This is a genomic window from Pseudokineococcus sp. 5B2Z-1 (genome assembly GCF_037482305.1).
Lineage (GTDB): Bacteria > Actinomycetota > Actinomycetes > Actinomycetales > Quadrisphaeraceae > Pseudokineococcus.
In genome coordinates this window covers 416284-432757 of record NZ_JBBHZG010000002.1, presented here as the reverse complement: position 1 = coordinate 432757, position 16474 = coordinate 416284, and the positions used below count along the sequence as shown (strand labels likewise).

Annotated in this window: 18 protein-coding genes; all 18 read right to left on the bottom strand. The window is 77.3% G+C overall.

The genetic code is table 11. The features are described 5' to 3' along the window. Window positions 1-219 precede the first annotated feature (219 nt). Entirely contained in the window at window positions 220-945 is a 726-nt protein-coding gene (fliN, locus tag WDV85_RS06190) for a flagellar motor switch protein FliN (protein ID WP_339569807.1), read from the bottom strand. Next, window positions 942-1889 carry a flagellar motor switch protein FliM gene (locus WDV85_RS06185; RefSeq protein WP_339569806.1) on the bottom strand — a complete coding sequence of 316 codons (948 nt, stop codon included), beginning with the start codon at window positions 1887-1889 and terminating at the stop codon, window positions 942-944. The genes fliN and WDV85_RS06185 overlap by 4 nt, the downstream gene beginning before the upstream one ends. A gap of 108 nt (window positions 1890-1997) precedes the next feature. Further along, window positions 1998-2456 carry a flagellar basal body-associated FliL family protein gene (locus WDV85_RS06180; RefSeq protein WP_298802650.1) on the bottom strand — a complete coding sequence of 153 codons (459 nt, stop codon included), beginning with the start codon at window positions 2454-2456 and terminating at the stop codon, window positions 1998-2000. A 52-nt stretch (window positions 2457-2508) separates the two neighbouring features. Next, window positions 2509-3507: an OmpA/MotB family protein gene (locus WDV85_RS06175; RefSeq protein ID WP_339569805.1), complete on the bottom strand. Its 999-nt coding sequence runs from the start codon at window positions 3505-3507 to the stop codon at window positions 2509-2511. Further along, complete coding sequence (locus WDV85_RS06170; RefSeq protein WP_171203558.1) at window positions 3504-4277, bottom strand: motility protein A; 774 nt, start codon at window positions 4275-4277, stop codon at window positions 3504-3506. The genes WDV85_RS06175 and WDV85_RS06170 overlap by 4 nt, the downstream gene beginning before the upstream one ends. Beyond that, entirely contained in the window at window positions 4277-4594 is a 318-nt protein-coding gene (locus WDV85_RS06165) for a flagellar FlbD family protein (RefSeq protein WP_171203559.1), read from the bottom strand. Before WDV85_RS06165 ends, WDV85_RS06170 begins: the two co-directional genes overlap by 1 nt. 378 nt (window positions 4595-4972) lie before the next feature. Further along, the gene (locus WDV85_RS06160; RefSeq protein WP_339569804.1) at window positions 4973-5860 is read right to left on the bottom strand and encodes a flagellar hook protein FlgE; all 888 of its coding nucleotides are present in this window, start codon (window positions 5858-5860) and stop codon (window positions 4973-4975) included. Window positions 5861-5943: 83 nt separating this feature from the next. Continuing rightward, window positions 5944-6402, bottom strand: a complete 459-nt coding sequence (locus tag WDV85_RS06155; protein WP_298802642.1) for a flagellar hook assembly protein FlgD — start codon at window positions 6400-6402, stop codon at window positions 5944-5946. A 66-nt stretch (window positions 6403-6468) separates the two neighbouring features. After that, complete coding sequence (locus tag WDV85_RS06150; protein ID WP_339569803.1) at window positions 6469-8493, bottom strand: flagellar hook-length control protein FliK; 2025 nt, start codon at window positions 8491-8493, stop codon at window positions 6469-6471. Then, a complete protein-coding gene (locus WDV85_RS06145) occupies window positions 8490-9605 on the bottom strand; it encodes a transglycosylase SLT domain-containing protein (RefSeq protein WP_339569802.1) in 1116 nt (371 codons plus the stop codon). The genes WDV85_RS06150 and WDV85_RS06145 overlap by 4 nt, the downstream gene beginning before the upstream one ends. Beyond that, on the bottom strand, window positions 9602-10075 hold the full coding sequence (locus tag WDV85_RS06140) for a hypothetical protein (RefSeq protein ID WP_339569801.1): 474 nt from the start codon (window positions 10073-10075) through the stop codon (window positions 9602-9604). The genes WDV85_RS06145 and WDV85_RS06140 overlap by 4 nt, the downstream gene beginning before the upstream one ends. Further along, on the bottom strand, window positions 10072-11445 hold the full coding sequence (locus tag WDV85_RS06135; protein WP_445263240.1) for a FliI/YscN family ATPase: 1374 nt from the start codon (window positions 11443-11445) through the stop codon (window positions 10072-10074). Before WDV85_RS06135 ends, WDV85_RS06140 begins: the two co-directional genes overlap by 4 nt. Window positions 11446-11705: 260 nt before the next feature. Beyond that, window positions 11706-12434, bottom strand: coding sequence for a FliH/SctL family protein (locus WDV85_RS06130; protein ID WP_339569799.1), 729 nt, complete (start codon window positions 12432-12434; stop codon window positions 11706-11708). Beyond that, entirely contained in the window at window positions 12418-13455 is a 1038-nt protein-coding gene (gene fliG, locus WDV85_RS06125) for a flagellar motor switch protein FliG (protein ID WP_339569798.1), read from the bottom strand. The genes WDV85_RS06130 and fliG overlap by 17 nt, the downstream gene beginning before the upstream one ends. Beyond that, window positions 13452-15083 (bottom strand): flagellar basal-body MS-ring/collar protein FliF, encoded by a 1632-nt coding sequence (fliF, locus tag WDV85_RS06120; protein WP_339569797.1) that lies wholly within the window; start codon window positions 15081-15083, stop codon window positions 13452-13454. The genes fliG and fliF overlap by 4 nt, the downstream gene beginning before the upstream one ends. Beyond that, complete coding sequence (locus tag WDV85_RS06115) at window positions 15083-15436, bottom strand: flagellar hook-basal body complex protein FliE (RefSeq protein ID WP_212771051.1); 354 nt, start codon at window positions 15434-15436, stop codon at window positions 15083-15085. Before WDV85_RS06115 ends, fliF begins: the two co-directional genes overlap by 1 nt. Beyond that, entirely contained in the window at window positions 15433-15843 is a 411-nt protein-coding gene (locus WDV85_RS06110; protein ID WP_339569796.1) for a flagellar basal body rod protein FlgC, read from the bottom strand. Before WDV85_RS06110 ends, WDV85_RS06115 begins: the two co-directional genes overlap by 4 nt. 7 nt (window positions 15844-15850) lie before the next feature. Further along, window positions 15851-16204 (bottom strand): flagellar basal body rod protein FlgB, encoded by a 354-nt coding sequence (gene flgB / locus WDV85_RS06105; protein WP_339569795.1) that lies wholly within the window; start codon window positions 16202-16204, stop codon window positions 15851-15853. Window positions 16205-16474: the final 270 nt, after the last annotated feature.

Here is a 16474-nt window from a genome sequence, read left to right as displayed (position 1 = left end):
TCGGGTGGAGGAGGCGCCGCCGTCGCCGCCCCGAGGCCCCCGGGGTGAAGGAGGCGTCACCTTCACGGTCACGAGGGCCCGAGGGGTGAAGGAGGCGTCACCGTCACCGCCGCGAGGGTCCCGGGGGTGGAGGAGACGTCACCTCCTCCACCGCACGGGGCCCCGGACACGACGAGGCCCCGCCGCGACGTCGCGCGGCGGGGCCCCTGGGGCGGTCGGTCAGCTCTGCTCGCTCCCGAGGATCTCGGTGACGCGGAGGCCGAAGTCCTCGTCGACGACGACGACCTCGCCGCGGGCGACGACCCGGCCGTTGACGAGCAGGTCGGCCGGCGCGCCGGCGGCGCGGTCGAGCTCGACGACCCGGCCGGGGGCGAGGGTCAGCAGCTCGGCCACCGTCATGCGGGCCCGGCCGATCTCGACCGACAGCACCATCTCGACGTCGCGGAGCAGGTGCAGGCCGGCGCTCGCGCCGACCGGGGCGCCCGGCGTGACGGCCGGGAGCTGCTCGCCCGTGGCGACGAGCGAGGCCCACGCCCGGGCGGTGCCGTCGGTGAGCAGCGGCACGACGGGCGCGGACGCGAGGTCCAGCTCGCCGGCCGTCGCCGTCCGCAGCGGGCCGAGGGCGACCGGCCCGAGGCTCCCGGCCGCCGCCTCGAGGGCCGGGCGCAGCGCCTCGGCGAGCCCGTCGGCGCCGGGACCGGCGGGGTCGGCGGCGAGCGCACCGCTCGTGGCGGCGTCGAGCACGAGGACGACGAGGCCGCTGCGGGCGCCGGAGAAGGTGGCGACCACGGCGGGGGCGCTCGGCTCTGGCCACGTGGCGGGGGCGCCGTCCGCGGCGGGGTCGACGACGAGGGCGCCGGGGGCGGGCACGAGGCCGGCGGCGGCGCGCGCCGCGGCGGCGACCTCGGCGACCCCGAAGGGGGCGGTGGTGGTGGGGGCGCTCATCGCGGGTTCTCCTCGGTGGACACGACCATGCAGGCCAGGCGGGTGGAGGACGCCGTCGGGACGGCGCGGGCGACCACGAGCCCGGCGACGACGACCTCGAGGGGGCGGGACGTGGGGTGGCCGAGGGGCACGACGTCGCCCACGGCGAGGTCGAGGACCCGGTCGGAGGTGACGCGCGTGGGCGTCAGGCGCAGGGCGACCTCGACGGGCACGCGGGGCATGGCGCCGACGACGGCGGCCTGGGCGCGGGCCTCGGCCTCGAGCTCCTCGGCGGAGCGCGCCGGCGCGGTCGAGGAGCCGAGGCGGGCCTGGAGGGGCGCGAGGACCAGGGCGAGGGTGGCCTCGCCGGTGGTGGCGCCCACCGTGACCGTGAGGTGGGCGACGACGACCTGGTCGGACGGCTGGGCGGCCTGCGCGAGCTGGGGGATCTGCTCGGTGGCCGTCCGGCGGGCGCCGAGCGGGGTGATGGTGGCGAAGGCGTAGTCGAGCGCGGCCATCGCCTTGTCGCCGAGGTCGCGCAGGACCCCGACCTCGAGCTCGGTGAGCTCCCGGGCCTCCTGCTGGCGGCCGGGACCGCCCAGGCCGTGGTCGACGACCGAGAGGACGACCTCGGCGGGGACGTGCAGGAGGCCGGCGGCCCCGATGTCCGTGCCGATGACGACGAGCGGCGACGGCACCGAGAGCGTGCTGGCGTGCTCGTCGTAGGTGGTCTGCTCGACGGCCCGCAGCTCGACGGCGACGTCCGCGCGCAGGCGCGTCACCATCTGCGTCGTCCACTGGCGGGCGAGGGTCTCGAAGGCGAGCTCGAGCACGCGCAGGTGCTCGCGCGCCATGCGGCCGGAGGCACGGAAGTCCCAGGGGACCACGGCGCCGCGGCGCCGCTGGCGCGCGCTCACCGGCCGGCCGGCGGTGGCGCTCGGCTGCGCTGATCGGGTGGTGGGCACGCCACTGCATCGGCCGCGCCGCGCCGGTGCTTGAGCCCGGCGCGCCGGCGACCTCGGCGAGGACGTCGGTCCCGCCCCGTGCGGGGCGGGACCGACGTCCTCACCGGGTCACTGGGTGACGAACTCGGTGAAGTAGATCTCCATGACCTCGTCCGGGTAGGCCTCCTCGACCTCGCCGAGGAGCTCCTCCTTCAGCTGGTCGCGGACCTCGGGCTTGGCCAGCTCCTCCGTGGTGCGGCCGGAGAAGGTCTTGATGGCGAGGTCGAGCGCCTCGCTGCCGTCGACGGCCTCCGCCGCGTCGACCGTCTGCTGCAGGGCCAGGCCCAGCCGCAGGTACGACCCGTTGGCGAGGTTGATCGACACCGGCTCGAGGGGCACCACCTCGCCCTTCTCGGGCTCGGGCTCCGGCTCCGCGGCGGCCTCGGCGTCGCCCGGGGCGAGGACGAAGAACCAGGCGCCGGCGCCGACGGCGACGAGCGCCACGACCCCGCCGAGCAGCAGCGGCAGCTTCTTCTTCTTGGGCGCCTCGGCCTCGGCGTCGGCGGGCGCGGCGGTCTTGGCGGGCATGGACTTCTCCGTGGTCGTGGTGGGGGTTGCGGTGGTGCGCTGGACGGCCACGTCAGTGGCCCCCCGCGTCGGCGTGGTCGGCGGCGGACGCCTCGACCGGCGGGGCGAGCGCGACGGCGGCCGGGGCGACCTGCGGCTCGGGCGGCGCGGCGCTCGCGGCGGCCTCGGCGGCGGCCTCCGGCAGCAGGGCCTTGACCTCGGCCGGCTGGTCGGAGAGGACGACGAGGTCGACGCGGCGGTTGCCCGAGAGCGCCTGCTCGTCGTCCCCCGGGTAGAGGGGCCGGGTCTGGCCGTACCCGACGGCGGTCATGCGGTCCGAGGCCACGCCGTCGGACTCCAGGTGGCGGACGACCGAGGCGGCGCGGGCGGCGGACAGCTCCCAGTTGCTGGGGTACAGGCCGCCGCGGACCGGCAGGGAGTTCGTGTGGCCCTGCAGCTCGAGCGGGTGCTGGTCCGCGTCGAGGACGGGGGCCATCGCGTCGAGCACCTCACGGCCCGTCTCGCGGAGGGCGGCGCTGCTCGACTCGAAGAAGACGTCGTCCGCGACGATCGCGCCGACGAGGCCACGCTCGGTGATGCGGAAGTCCACCCGGTCCCCCAGGCCGCCGCTCTGCAGCGACGCGTCGAGCTGCCGCTGGAGCTCGTCGAGCCGCTCGACCTCCTCGCGGGCCGCCTGCATCGCCGAGGCGCCGCCGGCGGCCGAGGACGAGGCCCCCTGCCCGGCCGAGCCGGCGTCGGGGGCCTCGGCCTGCACCGCGGTCTGCGGCTGCGCCGGGGCGGCGATGGAGCCGTTGCTGACGAGCAGGCCGGAGCCGCCGTCCACGGGGATCGTGCTGCTGGCGCCGACGCCCTCGGCGAGGCCCTGCTTGAGCTGCAGGAACTTCTGGGCGTCGACCTGGCTGATGGCGAAGAGCACGATGAACAGGGCCATGAGCACCGTGATCATGTCGGCGTAGCTGACGAGCCAGCGCTCGTCCGGGCCGTCGTGCCCGCCCTCGTCGTGTCCGCCCCCGCCGCGGCGGCCGCGGCCGTGGGCGCCGCCGGCGCTCATGCCGCCTTCTCGTCGGCGGGCAGCTCACCCTCCGGCACGAGGCTGGCGAGGCGCTGCTTGACGAGGCGCGGGTTGGAGCCGGACTGGATGGCGAGGACGCCCTCGACGACGAGGTTCATCTGCGCCGCCTCGACCTCCGCGAGCCGCTTGAGGCGGTTGGAGATCGGCATCCAGAACACGTTGGCCGAGAGCACGCCCCAGAGGGTCGCGACGAACGCGCCGGCGATCATGTGGCCGAGGCCGCCCGGGTCGGAGAGGTTCTCGAGCACGTGGACGAGCGAGATGACCGTGCCGATGATGCCGATGGTCGGCGCGTAGCCGCCCATGTCGCTGAAGAACTTGGCCGAGCGCTTGTCGGCGGCGGCCTTCTGGTCGCTCTTGTCGAGCATCATCGTGCGGAGGTCCTCGGGGTCCGTCCCGTCGACGGCGGCCTGGAGGCCGTCGCGCAGGAAGTCGTCCTCCACCTCCTTGACGGCGTCCTCGAGGGCCAGCAGGCCCTCGCGGCGCGCGCGCTCGGCCAGCTCGACGATGGTGGCGACCGTCTGGTCCATCTTCTTCGGCGGCGAGAGGAAGGCCTTCTTGAGGCTGCCGACGACGGCCTTGGCGTCCTTGAGCAGTCCGCCGGCGATGGCGACGCCGAAGGTGCCGCCGAAGACGAGGATCATCGGGGGCGGCAGGAAGATCGCGAGGGGGTTGCCCCCCTCCATGATCATCATGGTGAGGATCGCCCCGAGGCACAGGACGATGCCGACGATGGCTGCGGGATCCATCAGGACCTCCTGCGGCGGCGCAGCGGCACGGCCGGCGCGAGACGGGGGGTGACGTCGTCCGGCCACGGCGCCGCGGCCTCGACCTGGTGCTCGAGCTCGGCGGCGGCCGCCTGCTCCTCCGCGAGGCGGCGGGCCGTCGCGATGACGGTGGCGCGGTAGTCCGCGACGCGGCCCACGACCTCCTCGAGGCCCTCCGCGACGACGTACTTGGTGCCGTCGAGCAGCGTGAGGACCGTGTCGGGCGTGGCCTCGACGCGTTCCAGGAGGTCGGGGTTCACCGCGAAGCGGGACCCCGCCAGGCGGGTGAGGATGATCATGGTGGCCGTCCTTGGGCGAGCGGTGGAGCGGTGGGTGCACCGCTCGTCGGGGGGCCCGTCCGTGGGCCTCGCTGGTCTATCGGCCGGACGGGGGGCGGGCTGAGGTCCGCCGGCGGGCGGGCGGCGCGCACGACCACCCGTCCGGACCAGACCGGCGGCAGGCGCACGGCGACCTGCGGAGCAGTCGGCCGGCGCGGGCGGCCAGTCCCCTGACCTGCGACGACGTCAGCGGGCGTCGTGCGTGGCGGGTGTCCTGCAGGTCGCTGTGCGGGCAGCCGACGGGTGGGAGCGCACGACCGCCCGGCGCCGCGTCGAGCGGCACCGGGCGGACGGGTGCGGGAGCGGGCGCGCCCGGGGAGGACGCGGGCCCGCGGGGCGTCAGCGCTTGAGGTTGACGAGGTCCTGGAGCAGCTCGTCGGAGCTCGTGATGACGCGGCTGTTCGCCTGGAAGCCGCGCTGGCTGATGATGAGGTTGGTGAACTCCTGCGCGAGGTCGACGTTCGACATCTCCAGCGCGCCGGTGGACATCGTGCCCGCGGCACCCTGGCCGGGCGGGTCGATGACGACGTTGCCGGAGTTGACGCTCTCGCGGTACATCGACGAGCCGGCCTTCTCGAGGCTGCCGTTGTTGGCGAAGGTCGCGACGGCGATGCGCGCGACGGCCTGCTGCGTGACCTGGCCGGCGGCGGCCCGGTAGACGCCGGTGATGACGCCGTCGGAGCCGATGCGGTAGCCCATGAGCGCCTGGACGCCGCCGTCCGGGTCGGCGGGAGCGGAGGCGTTGAGGTTGATGTCGCCCATCGTCGCGCCGGTCTGCGGGCCGAAGACGCCGGTGGCGTCCGCCTGCCAGCCCTGCACCTTGGCGCCCTCACTGTTGACGAAGGTGCCGTCGCGGTCGAAGTCGAAGGAGCCGGCGCGGGAGTAGAGCTGCTCGCCGCCGCTGTCGACGACGAAGAAGCCGTTCCCGTCGAGCATGACGTCGGTCGCGCGGCCGGTGGACTGGGTGGCGCCCTGCGTGAAGTTCGTCGTCATGCCGGCGACGCGGACGCCGAGGCCCACCTGCGAGGGGTTGACGCCGCCGCGGTCCGGCGGGCCGGCCTGCGGGGCGCTCGCGCCCTCGATCATCTGGCTGTACGTGTCCTGGAACGTGATCGCCGAGCCCTTGAAGCCGTTGGTGTTGACGTTGGCGATGTTGTTGCCGGTGACGTCCATCATCATCTGGTGGGCCCGCAGGCCGCTGATGCCGGTGAACAGGGAACGGAGCACGGGGCGCCTCCTCAGGCGGGGTGGTGCGGGTCGGTGTCGCTGGTCTGCGTGGGGTGGTCAGGGGTGCGGGTCGGTGCGGCGGGTCAGGCGGTGGCGGTGGTCGTCACGCCGGTGACCTGCGCGAGCGGGACGTCGGCGTCGCCGACGCGCAGCACGGGGCCGTCGGCGGTGAAGCGGACGGCCGAGACCGCGCCCGACCCGGAGGTCTTCAGCTCGGTGTCGGCCCACTGCACCGTCTGCCCCACGAGGGCGGACGACGACAGCTGCTGCTGCGACGCGAAGGCGGCCTGGCTCGAGCGGACGAGCGTCGTCAGCTGCTCGACGGTCGTCATCTGCGAGGTCTGGGCCATCATCTGCGTCGTGTCCATGGGCTGGCTGGGGTCCTGGTAGCGCATCTGCGTGACGAGGAGCTGCAGGAACGCGTCCTTGTCCAGCTCCTGCTTCGGCACGCGGACGGCCTGGCTGGAGCCCGTGGCGTCGACGGACGTCGCCGGGGTCGGCGCCGGCGTGAAACCGGACGGCATACCGGAGATGGCGGGCACGGGGTCCTCCTGGGACGATAGGTCGGGCTGATCGGGTGGGCTGGGCGAGCGGGACGAGTGGAGCGCTCAGACGACGAGGTCCACGCGCCCCGACCCGGGAGCACCGGCCCGGTGGCCCGGCGGGGCGCTCGAGGTGCCGGCCGCGGCGGTGACGGGCTCGCCGCGGGCCGGGCGGCCGTGCGAGGGGCGCCCGCCCGCGCCGTGGCCGGTGGTGCCGGCCCAGGCGCCGCGGCCGTCGCCGTCGGCGCCGCTGCCCTCCCAGCCGGACGCGCCGAGGGAGACGCTGCCGCCGGCAGCGGAGCCCATGTCACGGCGCAGCTCGGGCAGGGCCTGGCGCAGCGCCTCGTGGCCCGCCTCGGTGGCGGCGTGGAGCTGGACCGAGAGCGATCCGCCCGACACGTCGGCGACCACCCGCACGGCGCCCAGGCCCTCGGGCTGGAGCCGGACGACGACGCGGTGGACGCCGTCGCCGAGGCGGCGCAGGGCCGCCGCGCGCGGGACGAGCTGGTCGGCGACGCCGGAGCCCGAGCGGGCCGAGGCGGCCACCCAGGCCGCCGCGCCCGTCGGGGCCGCGGCGTCCACGGCCGCGACCGCGGGGGCGACGCTCGCCGCCGCGGCGTTCGCGGGGGTGGCGTTCGCGGGGGCGGCGTTCGCAGGAAGGGTGGCGGAAGCCGCCGTCGAGGCCGACCCGGTGCTCGGGGCCGCCGGCGCGCCGCCGGGGCCGGTCGCCGCGGGGAGACCCTCGGCGGACCCGGTCGGCGACGGGAGCTCCTGCCCCGCAGCGGCGCTCGGGGCCGACGAGCCCTGCCCGCCCTGCCCCTGGCTCTGCCCCTGGGTCTGGCTCTGGCTCGAGGAGCCCTGCCCCGTCGAGCCGTCACCGAGAGCGCCCTGAGCCGTGGAGCCGGGGTCCGCGACGGTGCTGGCCTGCGCCGCGACGCCGTCGGCCGGGGGCTGCGGGGCGGCCGTCGTCGAGGGCGCCGGTGCCGCGGTGCCGGGCGGGACGCCGTCGGCCGGGCCGACGGGTGCGGGCGACGACGGCGCGGCGCCGGCGGGCACGGGGGCCGACGCCGCGGCGCCGCCCGTCGGCGCGGGGACGGAGCCGTCGGCCGCCGGGGTGGTGCCGGACGGGGCGGTGCCGGACGGGGCCGGGCCGGCGGGCGAGCTGCCGTCGACGAGAGGGCCGTCGGGGACCGGACGGACGTTCGCCTCGACGGGCACCGGCGCGACGTCCTCGGACGGGCTGGCGCCGGGCGCCGTCCCGTCGGTGGCGGCCGGGTCCGGGACAGGCGACGTGCCGGCCGCGGGCGCGGACGCCGCCGACGGGCCACCGGCGCCTGCGAGGCCGACGGCTGCGGGAGCCGGCGCGGCGCTGCCGGCCGCCGCGGCCTCCGCCGTCGGTGCAGGGGTCGACGAGGTGGGGACGGTGGGGACCTGGCCGGTGGGGACCTGGTCGGTGGGGGCCTGGGCGGTGGAGGGCGCCGCCACCGGCGGGGCTGTGGCGGCCGCGGCAGGGGCACTCGCGACCGAGGCACCAGCGACCGGGGCACCAGCGGCCGGGGCGCCAGCGGCCGGGGCACCGGCGGCCGGGGCGCCAGCGGCCGGGGAGGGCGTGGTGGAGGACGCGGCCGCGTCCACGGCGACAGGTGCCGCGCCCGCGGAGGGCGTGGTCGTCGGCACGGCGGCGGCGAGCGCCGGGTCGGCGGCCGGGGCGCTCTGCCCTGCGACGACCGGCGTCGCGGGGAGGACGGAGCCGTCCGGCGCCGCACCGTCGGTGCGCCCCACCGCGTCGCGCGGCAGGGGCTCGGTCGAGGCCTGCTCCCCGCCGCGGGCCTGCGGGTGCGGCCCGCGCAGCTGCGCGAGGACGCGCCGCTCGTGCGCGCCCGGGCTCGGGTGCGCCGGGGGGCGGCCCCCGCGGTGGTCGCCGACGGGCGTGCGCTCGCGCGGGCGGTCGTCCGGGGCGGCCCCGGCGCGGGCCTGGCCGGCGAGGAGCTCGGCGAAGCCGCCGTCCCCGCCGCCGCGGCGCGGGCCCTCGCCCGAGGGGCCGGGGAGGGTGCAGGACGGGCCGCGGCCCGTCACGGGTGCGGCGCTCACGCGGCGAGGCCCAGGGCTGCGGTGATCTTCTTCACGTACTGCTGCGTCTCCCGGTAGGGCGGCACGCCGTCGTAGCGGGCGACGGCGCCGGGCCCGGCGTTGTAGGCGGCGAGGGCGAGCGGGACGGACCCGTCGTAGCGGTCGAGGTGCTGGCGGAGGAGACGACCGGCGCCGTCCACGGCGGAGGCCGGGTCCATCGGGTCGACCCCGAGGCCGCGGGCCGTGGCGGGCATGAACTGCATGAGGCCGCGGGCGCCGGCGGGCGAGACGGCCGAGGCGTTGCCGCCCGACTCCTGCTGCGCCACGGCGGCGAGCAGCCCGGCGGGCAGGCCGTAGCGCTCGGTGGCGGCCGCGAACAGCGGCTCGAAGCGGCGGACGTCGGCCGAGACGGCGCTGCGGATCGCGCTGGGGCGCGCGGCCCCGGCGTCGAGCGTCGTCGCCCCCCCGGCACCCGCCGCGTGCGCCGCGCCGGTGGTGCCGGCCGTCGAGCCGCCCTCCCCCAGCACGCGGCGGATCGCCGTGGGGGTCTCCCAGACCGCCGAGATCTTGACGACGTCGCCCTTGTGGGGGGCGTGCAGCATCTTGCCGTCGCCGACGTAGATGCCGATGTGGCCGCCGCCGTCGAGGACGACGAGGTCCCCGGGGCGCGCGGACGCGAGATCAGGGACGGGGGCGCCGACGGTCCCCTGGTCCTTCGCCACCCGGGGCAGCTGCACGCCGAGGTCCTGGTAGACCCGCTGCACGAGGCCGGAGCAGTCGAGGCCGGTCGCCGGGTCGGTGCCGCCCCAGCGGTAGGGCACGCCGAGGTACCGGCGGGCGGCGGCGACGACGTCGTCCCCGCTCGCCCCGCCGCGGGACGGCGCCGCCGCACCCGCTCGGGTCGCGCTCCCGCCCTCGACGAGGCCGGCGAGCAGGTCGGAGAAGCCGCCCGAGGCGGAGGTCGTCGTGGCCCCGGCACCTGCGGCGGCGCCGGCCCCGGCCGTCGAGGACGCGGCACCAGCCGCCGTCGCCGGCGCCCACGAGCTCGCGGGGCGGGCGGTCGCCGGGGCGAGGTCCGCGATCATCGACTGGATGCCGGCGATGCGGGACTGGACCGCGGCGATGCCGCTCACAGGCGCTCCTCGTCGGTGTCGTCGGTGGGGTCGTCCGGCGCGTCGTCCGGCAGGTCGGCCCAGGGGCCGCTCGGCCCCGCCCTCAGGTCATCGATCCGCCGCTGCTCCTCCTTGAGCGCCTGGCGGGCCGTCTCCTCGGCGCGGCGGGACTCGAGCTGCTCCAGCGCGCGCGTGCGGGCGCGGGCGGCGGCCCAGCGGCGCTCGGCCTCGCCGGCGCGCTCGGCGGCCAGCTCGGCCTCGCCCTGGGCCTCGAGGAGCCCGCCGCGCAGCGCCGAGCGGGCCGCGACGGACGCGGCCCAGCCGGCGGGGCCTCCCCCGGCCAGCTGGTGGGCGCCCAGCACGGCGCGCGCCTCCTCGTGGAGGCGCCGGGCCACGCGCGCCTCGGAGGCGGACATGGCGCTCTCACCGGCGGCGAGCTTCTCCTGCGTGCGCCGCACCCGCAGGAGGCCGGCGAGGCGGAAGCCGCTCACGCGGCGGCGCCCGGGGAGACGGCGTGCTGGAGCGGCGGGGCGTCGGGGTCGAGCAGCCGCGCGAGCCCCGACAGGGCGGCCCACGACGTGCCCGGGTCGGCGAGGGAGTCGACGGACTGGGTGAGGAAGGCGCGCGTGCTCGGCGCGGCCGCGAGCGCGGCGTCGACGAGCGGGTCGGCGCCGGGCACGTACGCGCCGACGTCCACGAGGTCCTGCGCGTCGCGACGCGCGGCGAGGGCCCGGCGGACCGCCGTCGCGTCGGCGCGCTGCTCCGCCGTCGTCACGCGGGAGGCCACGCGGGAGACGGAGCCGAGGACGTCGACGGCCGGGAAGTGGCCCGCCGTCGCGAGCTTGCGGTCGAGGACGACGTGCCCGTCGAGGATGGAGCGCGCGGCGTCGGCGACCGGCTCGTCGTGGTCGTCGCCGTCGACGAGGACGGTGTAGATGCCGGTGATGGACCCGACGACGCCGGGGCCCGCCCGCTCGAGCAGGCGCGGCAGCAGGGCGAAGACCGACGGCGGGAAGCCGCGGGTGGCGGGCGGCTCGCCGACCGACAGCCCGATCTCGCGCTGGGCCGTGGCCACGCGGGTGAGGGAGTCCATCATGAGGACGACGTCGAGGCCCTGGTCGCGGAAGTGCTCGGCGATCGCCGTCGCCGTGGCCGCCGCCTTGAGGCGCACGAGCGGCGGCTCGTCGGAGGTCGCGACGACGACGACGCTGCGGGCGAGGCCCTCGGGCCCGAGGTCGTCCTCGAGGAACTCGCGGACCTCACGGCCGCGCTCGCCGACGAGGGCCAGGACGACGACGTCGGCGCGGGCGCCGCGGGCCACCATCGACATGAGGCTCGACTTGCCGACGCCGGAGCCGGCGAAGAGGCCGAAGCGCTGCCCCCGGCCGGCGGGGACGAGGGTGTCGAGAACGCGCACGCCGAGCGGCAGGGGCTCGCAGACGCGCTGGCGCTGCAGGGCCGGCGGCGGCGGCGCCTCGAGCGGCACCTCGGCGAGGCCCGCGGGCAGCGGCGCGCCGTCGAGGGGGCGCCCGAGGCCGTCGAGCACGCGCCCGAGGAGGGCGTCGCCGACGCGGACGGTGAGGCGGGGGGCGGAGCGACGGACCGGGACGCCGGCGGCCAGGCCGTCGGCGGTGCCGAGCGGCATGCACGCGAGGACGCCGGCGCGGACGCCCACGACCTCGGCGCGCACGGGCGGGACGCCCTCGTGGCCGATGTCGAGCACCTCGCCGACCCCGGCGGTGAGCCCGACGACCTCGACGGCCAGCCCCGTGACGGACCGGACGACGCCGAGGGCGAGGGGGCCGCCGGCGCGGCGGGCGGCGGCCACGCGGGCGGCGAGCGCCCCGAGCCCGGCGGGCATGGCCGGCACGGGGACGTCGGCCGCCGTGTCCGGCAGCGGCACGGCGCTCGGGCGGGGCGGCTCCTCGACCGGGGGTCGGCGCTGCGCCGGCGGGGAGGCGAGGGGGGCGGACCAGCGGTGCCCCACCAGGGAGGTCGGGCGCTCGGCGTCCGCGCGGCTCGCCGGGGCGGCCGCTCCCCCGAGCTGCCCGGCCTGCGCGAGCTGCCCGACCTGCACGGCGTGACCGGACTGCAGGGGGTGACCGGACTGCAGGGGGACGCTCACGCGCCGCCGCCGAGCAGGACGTCGGCGGCGCGCTGCAGCGCCTGGTCGAGCCGCGCGTCGACGCTGCCGCCGGGGTGCTCGGCCACGGCGTCGCCGCGCCCGAGCGCGGGGTCCTCGAGGAGCTGGACGCCCTCCGGGACGTCGCCCGCGCGGCGGACCTCGACGAGGTCGGCCGGGTGGAGGTGCACCGTGATCCGGCCCGTGGGCGGGCACGGGGCCAGGGCGCGCAGCAGCGCCGCGCGGGCGCCGGCCCCGGCGCGCACCTCGGCGCCGACGACGGCCGCGGCCAGCTCCAGGCCCGTGCGGGCCAGGGCGTCGGTGAGGTCGGCGAGCGCGGGCGCGTCGCGGGCCTCGAGGTCCGAGGCGGCGCGCAGCAGCGCCGTGAGCGCGAGCCGCGAGCTGGCCTCGCGGCGCTCCTCCGCCTCGAGGCGGCGCGCCGTCTCGGCCTCCAGGGCCGCCCGCGCGCGCTCGTCGGCCGCGGCCGCGCCCTGCGCCCAGCCCGCCGCGTACCCGGCCGCGTACCCCGCCGCCCGTCCCGCGTCGGGAGCGGCGGGGCCGGCGGCCAGCCAGGGGGCGGGTCGGTGGGACGCAGCAGCGGCGGGTCGGTGGGACGCAGCAGCGGCGGGTCGGTGGGACGCAGCAGCGGCCGGTCGGGTGACCGCGTCTGGCCCGGACGGGTGGTGCGCGCGCGGCGCCGGCACGAGGACCTCAGGAGACGTACTCATCAGCACCCTCTCGGCGCAGGACGATCTCGCCTGAAGCCTCGAGGCCGCGGATGACGGCGACGACCGAGCCGCGGGCCTCCTCGACGTCGGAGAGCCGGACGGCGCCGAGCAGGTCGATCTCCTCGAGGAGGTTCTCGCGGGCCCGCTCGGAGACGTTGGACAGGACCTTGTCGCGCGTCGCGTCCGCCGTGCCCTTGAGGGCGAGGGCGAGCACGGCCGTCTCGACCTGGCGGGCCAGCAGCTGGACCGCCTTGTCCTCGAGGCCGGTGATGTCGTCGAAGACGAACATCCGCTGGCGCACCTGCTCGGCGAGCTCGGCGTCGACCGTGTCGAGGCCCTCGAGGACGAGCTTCTCGGTCGCCGGGTCGGCGCGGGCGAGGACGTCGACGAGCGGCTGGAGGCCGCCGACGGGCGCCGTGGAGGCGGCCGCCGGGATGATCGTCGAGCTGCGGCGGGACAGGTCCTCGGCGACGAGCTGCACGAGGTCGGGGTCGGGGCGGTCCATCACCGCGATGCGGTGCGCCACCTCGGTCTGCACCTCGCCCGGCAGGCCGGCGAGGACGGTGGCCGCCTGCACCGGCTGCAGGTGCGCCAGCACGAGCGCCGTCGTCTGCGGGTGCTCGCCGGTGAGGAAGCTGAGGATCTGGCGGGGGTCCATCTCGAGGAGGAACTCGAAGACCTTGCCGGGGGTCGCGATGGCGACGCGCTCCATGACGTCGTCGGCGCGGGTGCTGCCGAGCGTCGCCTCGAGGAAGGAGCGGGCGACGGCGACGCCGCCGCGGGTGACCTGCATCCCGCCCGACTCCGCCAGCTCGCGGAACTCGGTGATGACGTCGTCGGCGACCTGCGGGTCGAGCGCGCCCAGCTGGGCGATCTCGGCGGCGAGCTCCTCGACCTCCACCGGGCCCATCCGCGACAGCACGCGGGCGGCGTGCTCGCGGCCGAGCTGGACGAGGACGACGGCGGCCTTCTGGCTGCTCGTCAGGGTCCCGGGCTCCCCGCGGACGGCGAGGGCGCTCACCGCTTGTCCGCCGTGAGCCAGCCGCGGAGGAGCTCGGCCACGTCGTCGGGCGAGCTCTCGGCCAGCTCGACGACCTGCTCGCGGGCGACCGCGGCCGGCGGCTTGGCCACCTGCTCGAGGGCCGGGCGCGGCGCCGGGACGGCGGCGATCGCCTCGGTGGGCGGCGGCGCCGGCGCGGGCACCGGCTCCATCGGGCCGAGGTCGAGCGGCTCCTCCTCGCCCCGCTTCTTGCGCCGGCGCAGGGCCGCGATGGCGGCGACGACGAGGAGGAGCAGGACGACGGCGAGCACCGCGACCGTCTGGATGAGCGCCGTCCGGGCGTCGGCGGCCTCCGCCGCGTCGGCCGCGGCCGCCGCTTCCGCCGCGGCGTCCGCACCGGCGGTGTCGAAGGGCATCTGCGAGACGCTGAGGACGTCGCCGCGGGCCGCGTCGATGCCGGCCGCGGCGCTCACGGCCTCCTGGAGCTGCTGCAGGTCGATGGTGCGCGACGCCTCGGTGTCGACGACGACCGAGACCGACTGGCGGCGGACCCCGCCCGGGGCGGCCTGCGTCTGCGTCGTCGTCTTGTTGACGCCGTTCGTCCGGTCGGTGCTCGAGTTCGTGTACCCGCCGGCGTCGGCCCCGTCGACGCCCTGGGTCTGCTGCGTCGGCACCGCGATGTTGTCGGGCCCGAAGATCCCCGTGCCGCCGAGCTGGCCGCCGACGAGCGCGCCGCTCGCCCCGGTGTACTCCTCCTCGGAGCCGCTCTCGGCGAGCGCCAGGGGGCCGCCCTCGGGGTTCGTGAAGACCTCCTCGGTGCTGCGGACGTCGTCGAAGTCGAGGTCCGCCGTCACGGTCGCCACGGCCTTGCCCGGGCCGACGACCCGGTCGAGCACCTGCTGCAGGTCGCCCTGCACGCGGCTCTCGTAGTCGGTGGTCTGCTGGTCGCGCATGCCGCCCGCCGCGCCGCCGGCGCCGGCCGCGGACAGGAGGGTCCCGGCGGCGTCGACGATCGTGACGTCCTCGGGCTTCATGCCCTCCACGCTCGAGGAGACGAGGTTGAGGACCGACTGCACCTGGCCGCCCGTGAGCTCCTGCCCGGGGCGCGTGGTCACGAGGACGGACGCCGTGGGGGTGCCCGCCGTGTCGGCGAAGACGTCGTCCTCGGGGATGGCCAGCTGCACGCGGGCGCTCTCGACGCTCGCGATCGAGCCGATCGTCGTGGCGAGCTCGCCCTCGAGGGCGCGCTGCCACGTGGTGCGCTGCTGGAACTGCGAGGCGGTGACGCCCTGCTCGTCGAGGAGCGCGTAGCCCGTGCCGGCGTCGCCGGGCAGGCCCGCGGCGGACATGTCGAGGCGCAGGTCGTAGACCCGGTCCCGCGGCACGAGGACCGTGGAGCCGCCGTCGGCGAGCTCGTACGGCGTCCCCGTGCTGTCGAGCTGCTCGGTGATGGCGCCGGCGTCGGCCATCGCCAGGTTGGAGAACAGCGGCGTCATCGTCGGGGCGCTGGCCCAGCGCCAGAAGAGCACCCCGCCGGCGACGAGCGCGACGACGGCGACGATGGCGACGACCTTCTGCGCGGCGGTGGACGAGCCGAAGCTCGCCCCCAGCTTCTTGAGGGGCTCGAGGGCTCCCGCGGCGGCACCCATCAGGCCTGCAACCTCATGATCTCGGAGAAGGCCTCGACGGCCTTGTTGCGGACGGCGACGGTGAGCTCGGTGGCGAGCTTCGCCTGGTTGGCGGCGATCACGTAGTCGTGGACGTCGGTGAGGTCACCCGTCGCGGCCTGCACGGCCTTGACGTCGGCGGTGGCCTCCATCGACTGCACGGTCTGCAGGCCCTGGGCCATGGCCGCGCCGAAGGCGCGGGTGACGTCGGCGCTGCTCGAGGGCTGCTCCACGAGGCCGGCCGGGGCGACGGAGCCCGTCGGCAGCGACGGCAGGCTCGGCGCGACGCCGCGGACGCCGACGGAGCCGATGGCCTCGACCCCCATGACGCTCACGCGCCGCCGCCGATCCGGAGGGCGGCCATGTAGGACTCACGGGCGCGGTCGACGACGGCGAGGCTCGCCTGGTAGCCGCGCTGGGCCATGATCATCTGCGACATCTGGCTGCTGAGGTCGACGTCGGGGTAGCGCACGTAGCCCTCCGCGTCGGCGTAGGGGTGGTTCGGCTCGTAGACGAGGCGGCCCCCCGGCGTGGAGCCGGCGGCGATGCCCGCCACCCGGACGCCGCCGGTGCCAGCGCCGTAGTCGACGGCCTCCGCGAGCACCCGCTTCTCCTGGTAGGCGGCCTCCGTCGTCGGCCGGGCCGTGTTGACGTTGGCGATGTTGTCGCTGATGGCGTCGAGCCACTTGCGGTGCACGGTGGCGCCGGTGCCCGCGATGCCGATGGCCTGGAAGATGGTCACGGGAGCCTCACTGGGTCCGCATCGAGGTGCGCAGCAGCGACATCCGGTCCGTCACGGCCTGCGTGACGAGCTGGTAGCGCAGCACCGTGTCGGTGTTGGAGATGGTCTCGGTGTCGAGGTTGACGTTGTTGCCGTCCTCGCGCGTCGGCTCGAGGGAGCGCGCGGTGGTGTGGCCGGTGGAGGCCACGCGGCGGGTCTCGCCCGACCGCACGGCGTCGCGCAGCGAGTCCTCGAACTGCACCCGGCCGGCGAGGAAGCTGGGGGTGTCGATGTTGGCCACGTTGTCGGCGATGGCCCGCTGGCGGGCCGACAACCCGTCCATGGCGACCCTGAGCGCCACGCTCGTCACGTCTGCGAACACCGGCGTGCCCTGCCTTCGGCTCGTCCCCCCGGCGAGGCCGGGAGGTGGTGCGGCGGCCAGTCCGTGGCCGGGGGGTGAGCCGCTCCTTGGCTCACAGGTGGCTTCGGCCGCACGGGTGGTTCCCTTGAGCGCAGGGCCGGGCGGGTGATCACGCGATGCGCCAGGAGGGTGACGCCCCGGCGCGCCTCCGCCGCCGGCGGCGTCGGGTGCGCTGCGGCGATGCGCCTCCGGGCGCGCTCCCCCGCTCCCCCCGCCCCGCGAGGGGCGATG

Bases quoted from the DNA above. Each gene is read 5' to 3' on its own strand.
- WDV85_RS06170 (WP_171203558.1), bottom strand. From the start codon at position 4,277: ATGGATCCCGCAGCCATCGTCGGCATCGTCCTGTGCCTCGGGGCGATC.
- WDV85_RS06130 (WP_339569799.1), bottom strand. From the start codon at position 12,434: ATGAGTACGTCTCCTGAGGTCCTCGTGCCGGCGCCGCGCGCGCACCAC.
- fliF (WP_339569797.1), bottom strand. From the start codon at position 15,083: ATGGGTGCCGCCGCGGGAGCCCTCGAGCCCCTCAAGAAGCTGGGGGCG.
- WDV85_RS06175 (WP_339569805.1), bottom strand. From the start codon at position 3,507: ATGAGCGCCGGCGGCGCCCACGGCCGCGGCCGCCGCGGCGGGGGCGGA.
- fliN (WP_339569807.1), bottom strand. From the start codon at position 945: ATGAGCGCCCCCACCACCACCGCCCCCTTCGGGGTCGCCGAGGTCGCC.
- WDV85_RS06180 (WP_298802650.1), bottom strand. From the start codon at position 2,456: ATGCCCGCCAAGACCGCCGCGCCCGCCGACGCCGAGGCCGAGGCGCCC.
- WDV85_RS06165 (WP_171203559.1), bottom strand. From the start codon at position 4,594: ATGATCATCCTCACCCGCCTGGCGGGGTCCCGCTTCGCGGTGAACCCC.
- WDV85_RS06135 (WP_445263240.1), bottom strand. From the start codon at position 11,445: ATGCCCGCCGGGCTCGGGGCGCTCGCCGCCCGCGTGGCCGCCGCCCGC.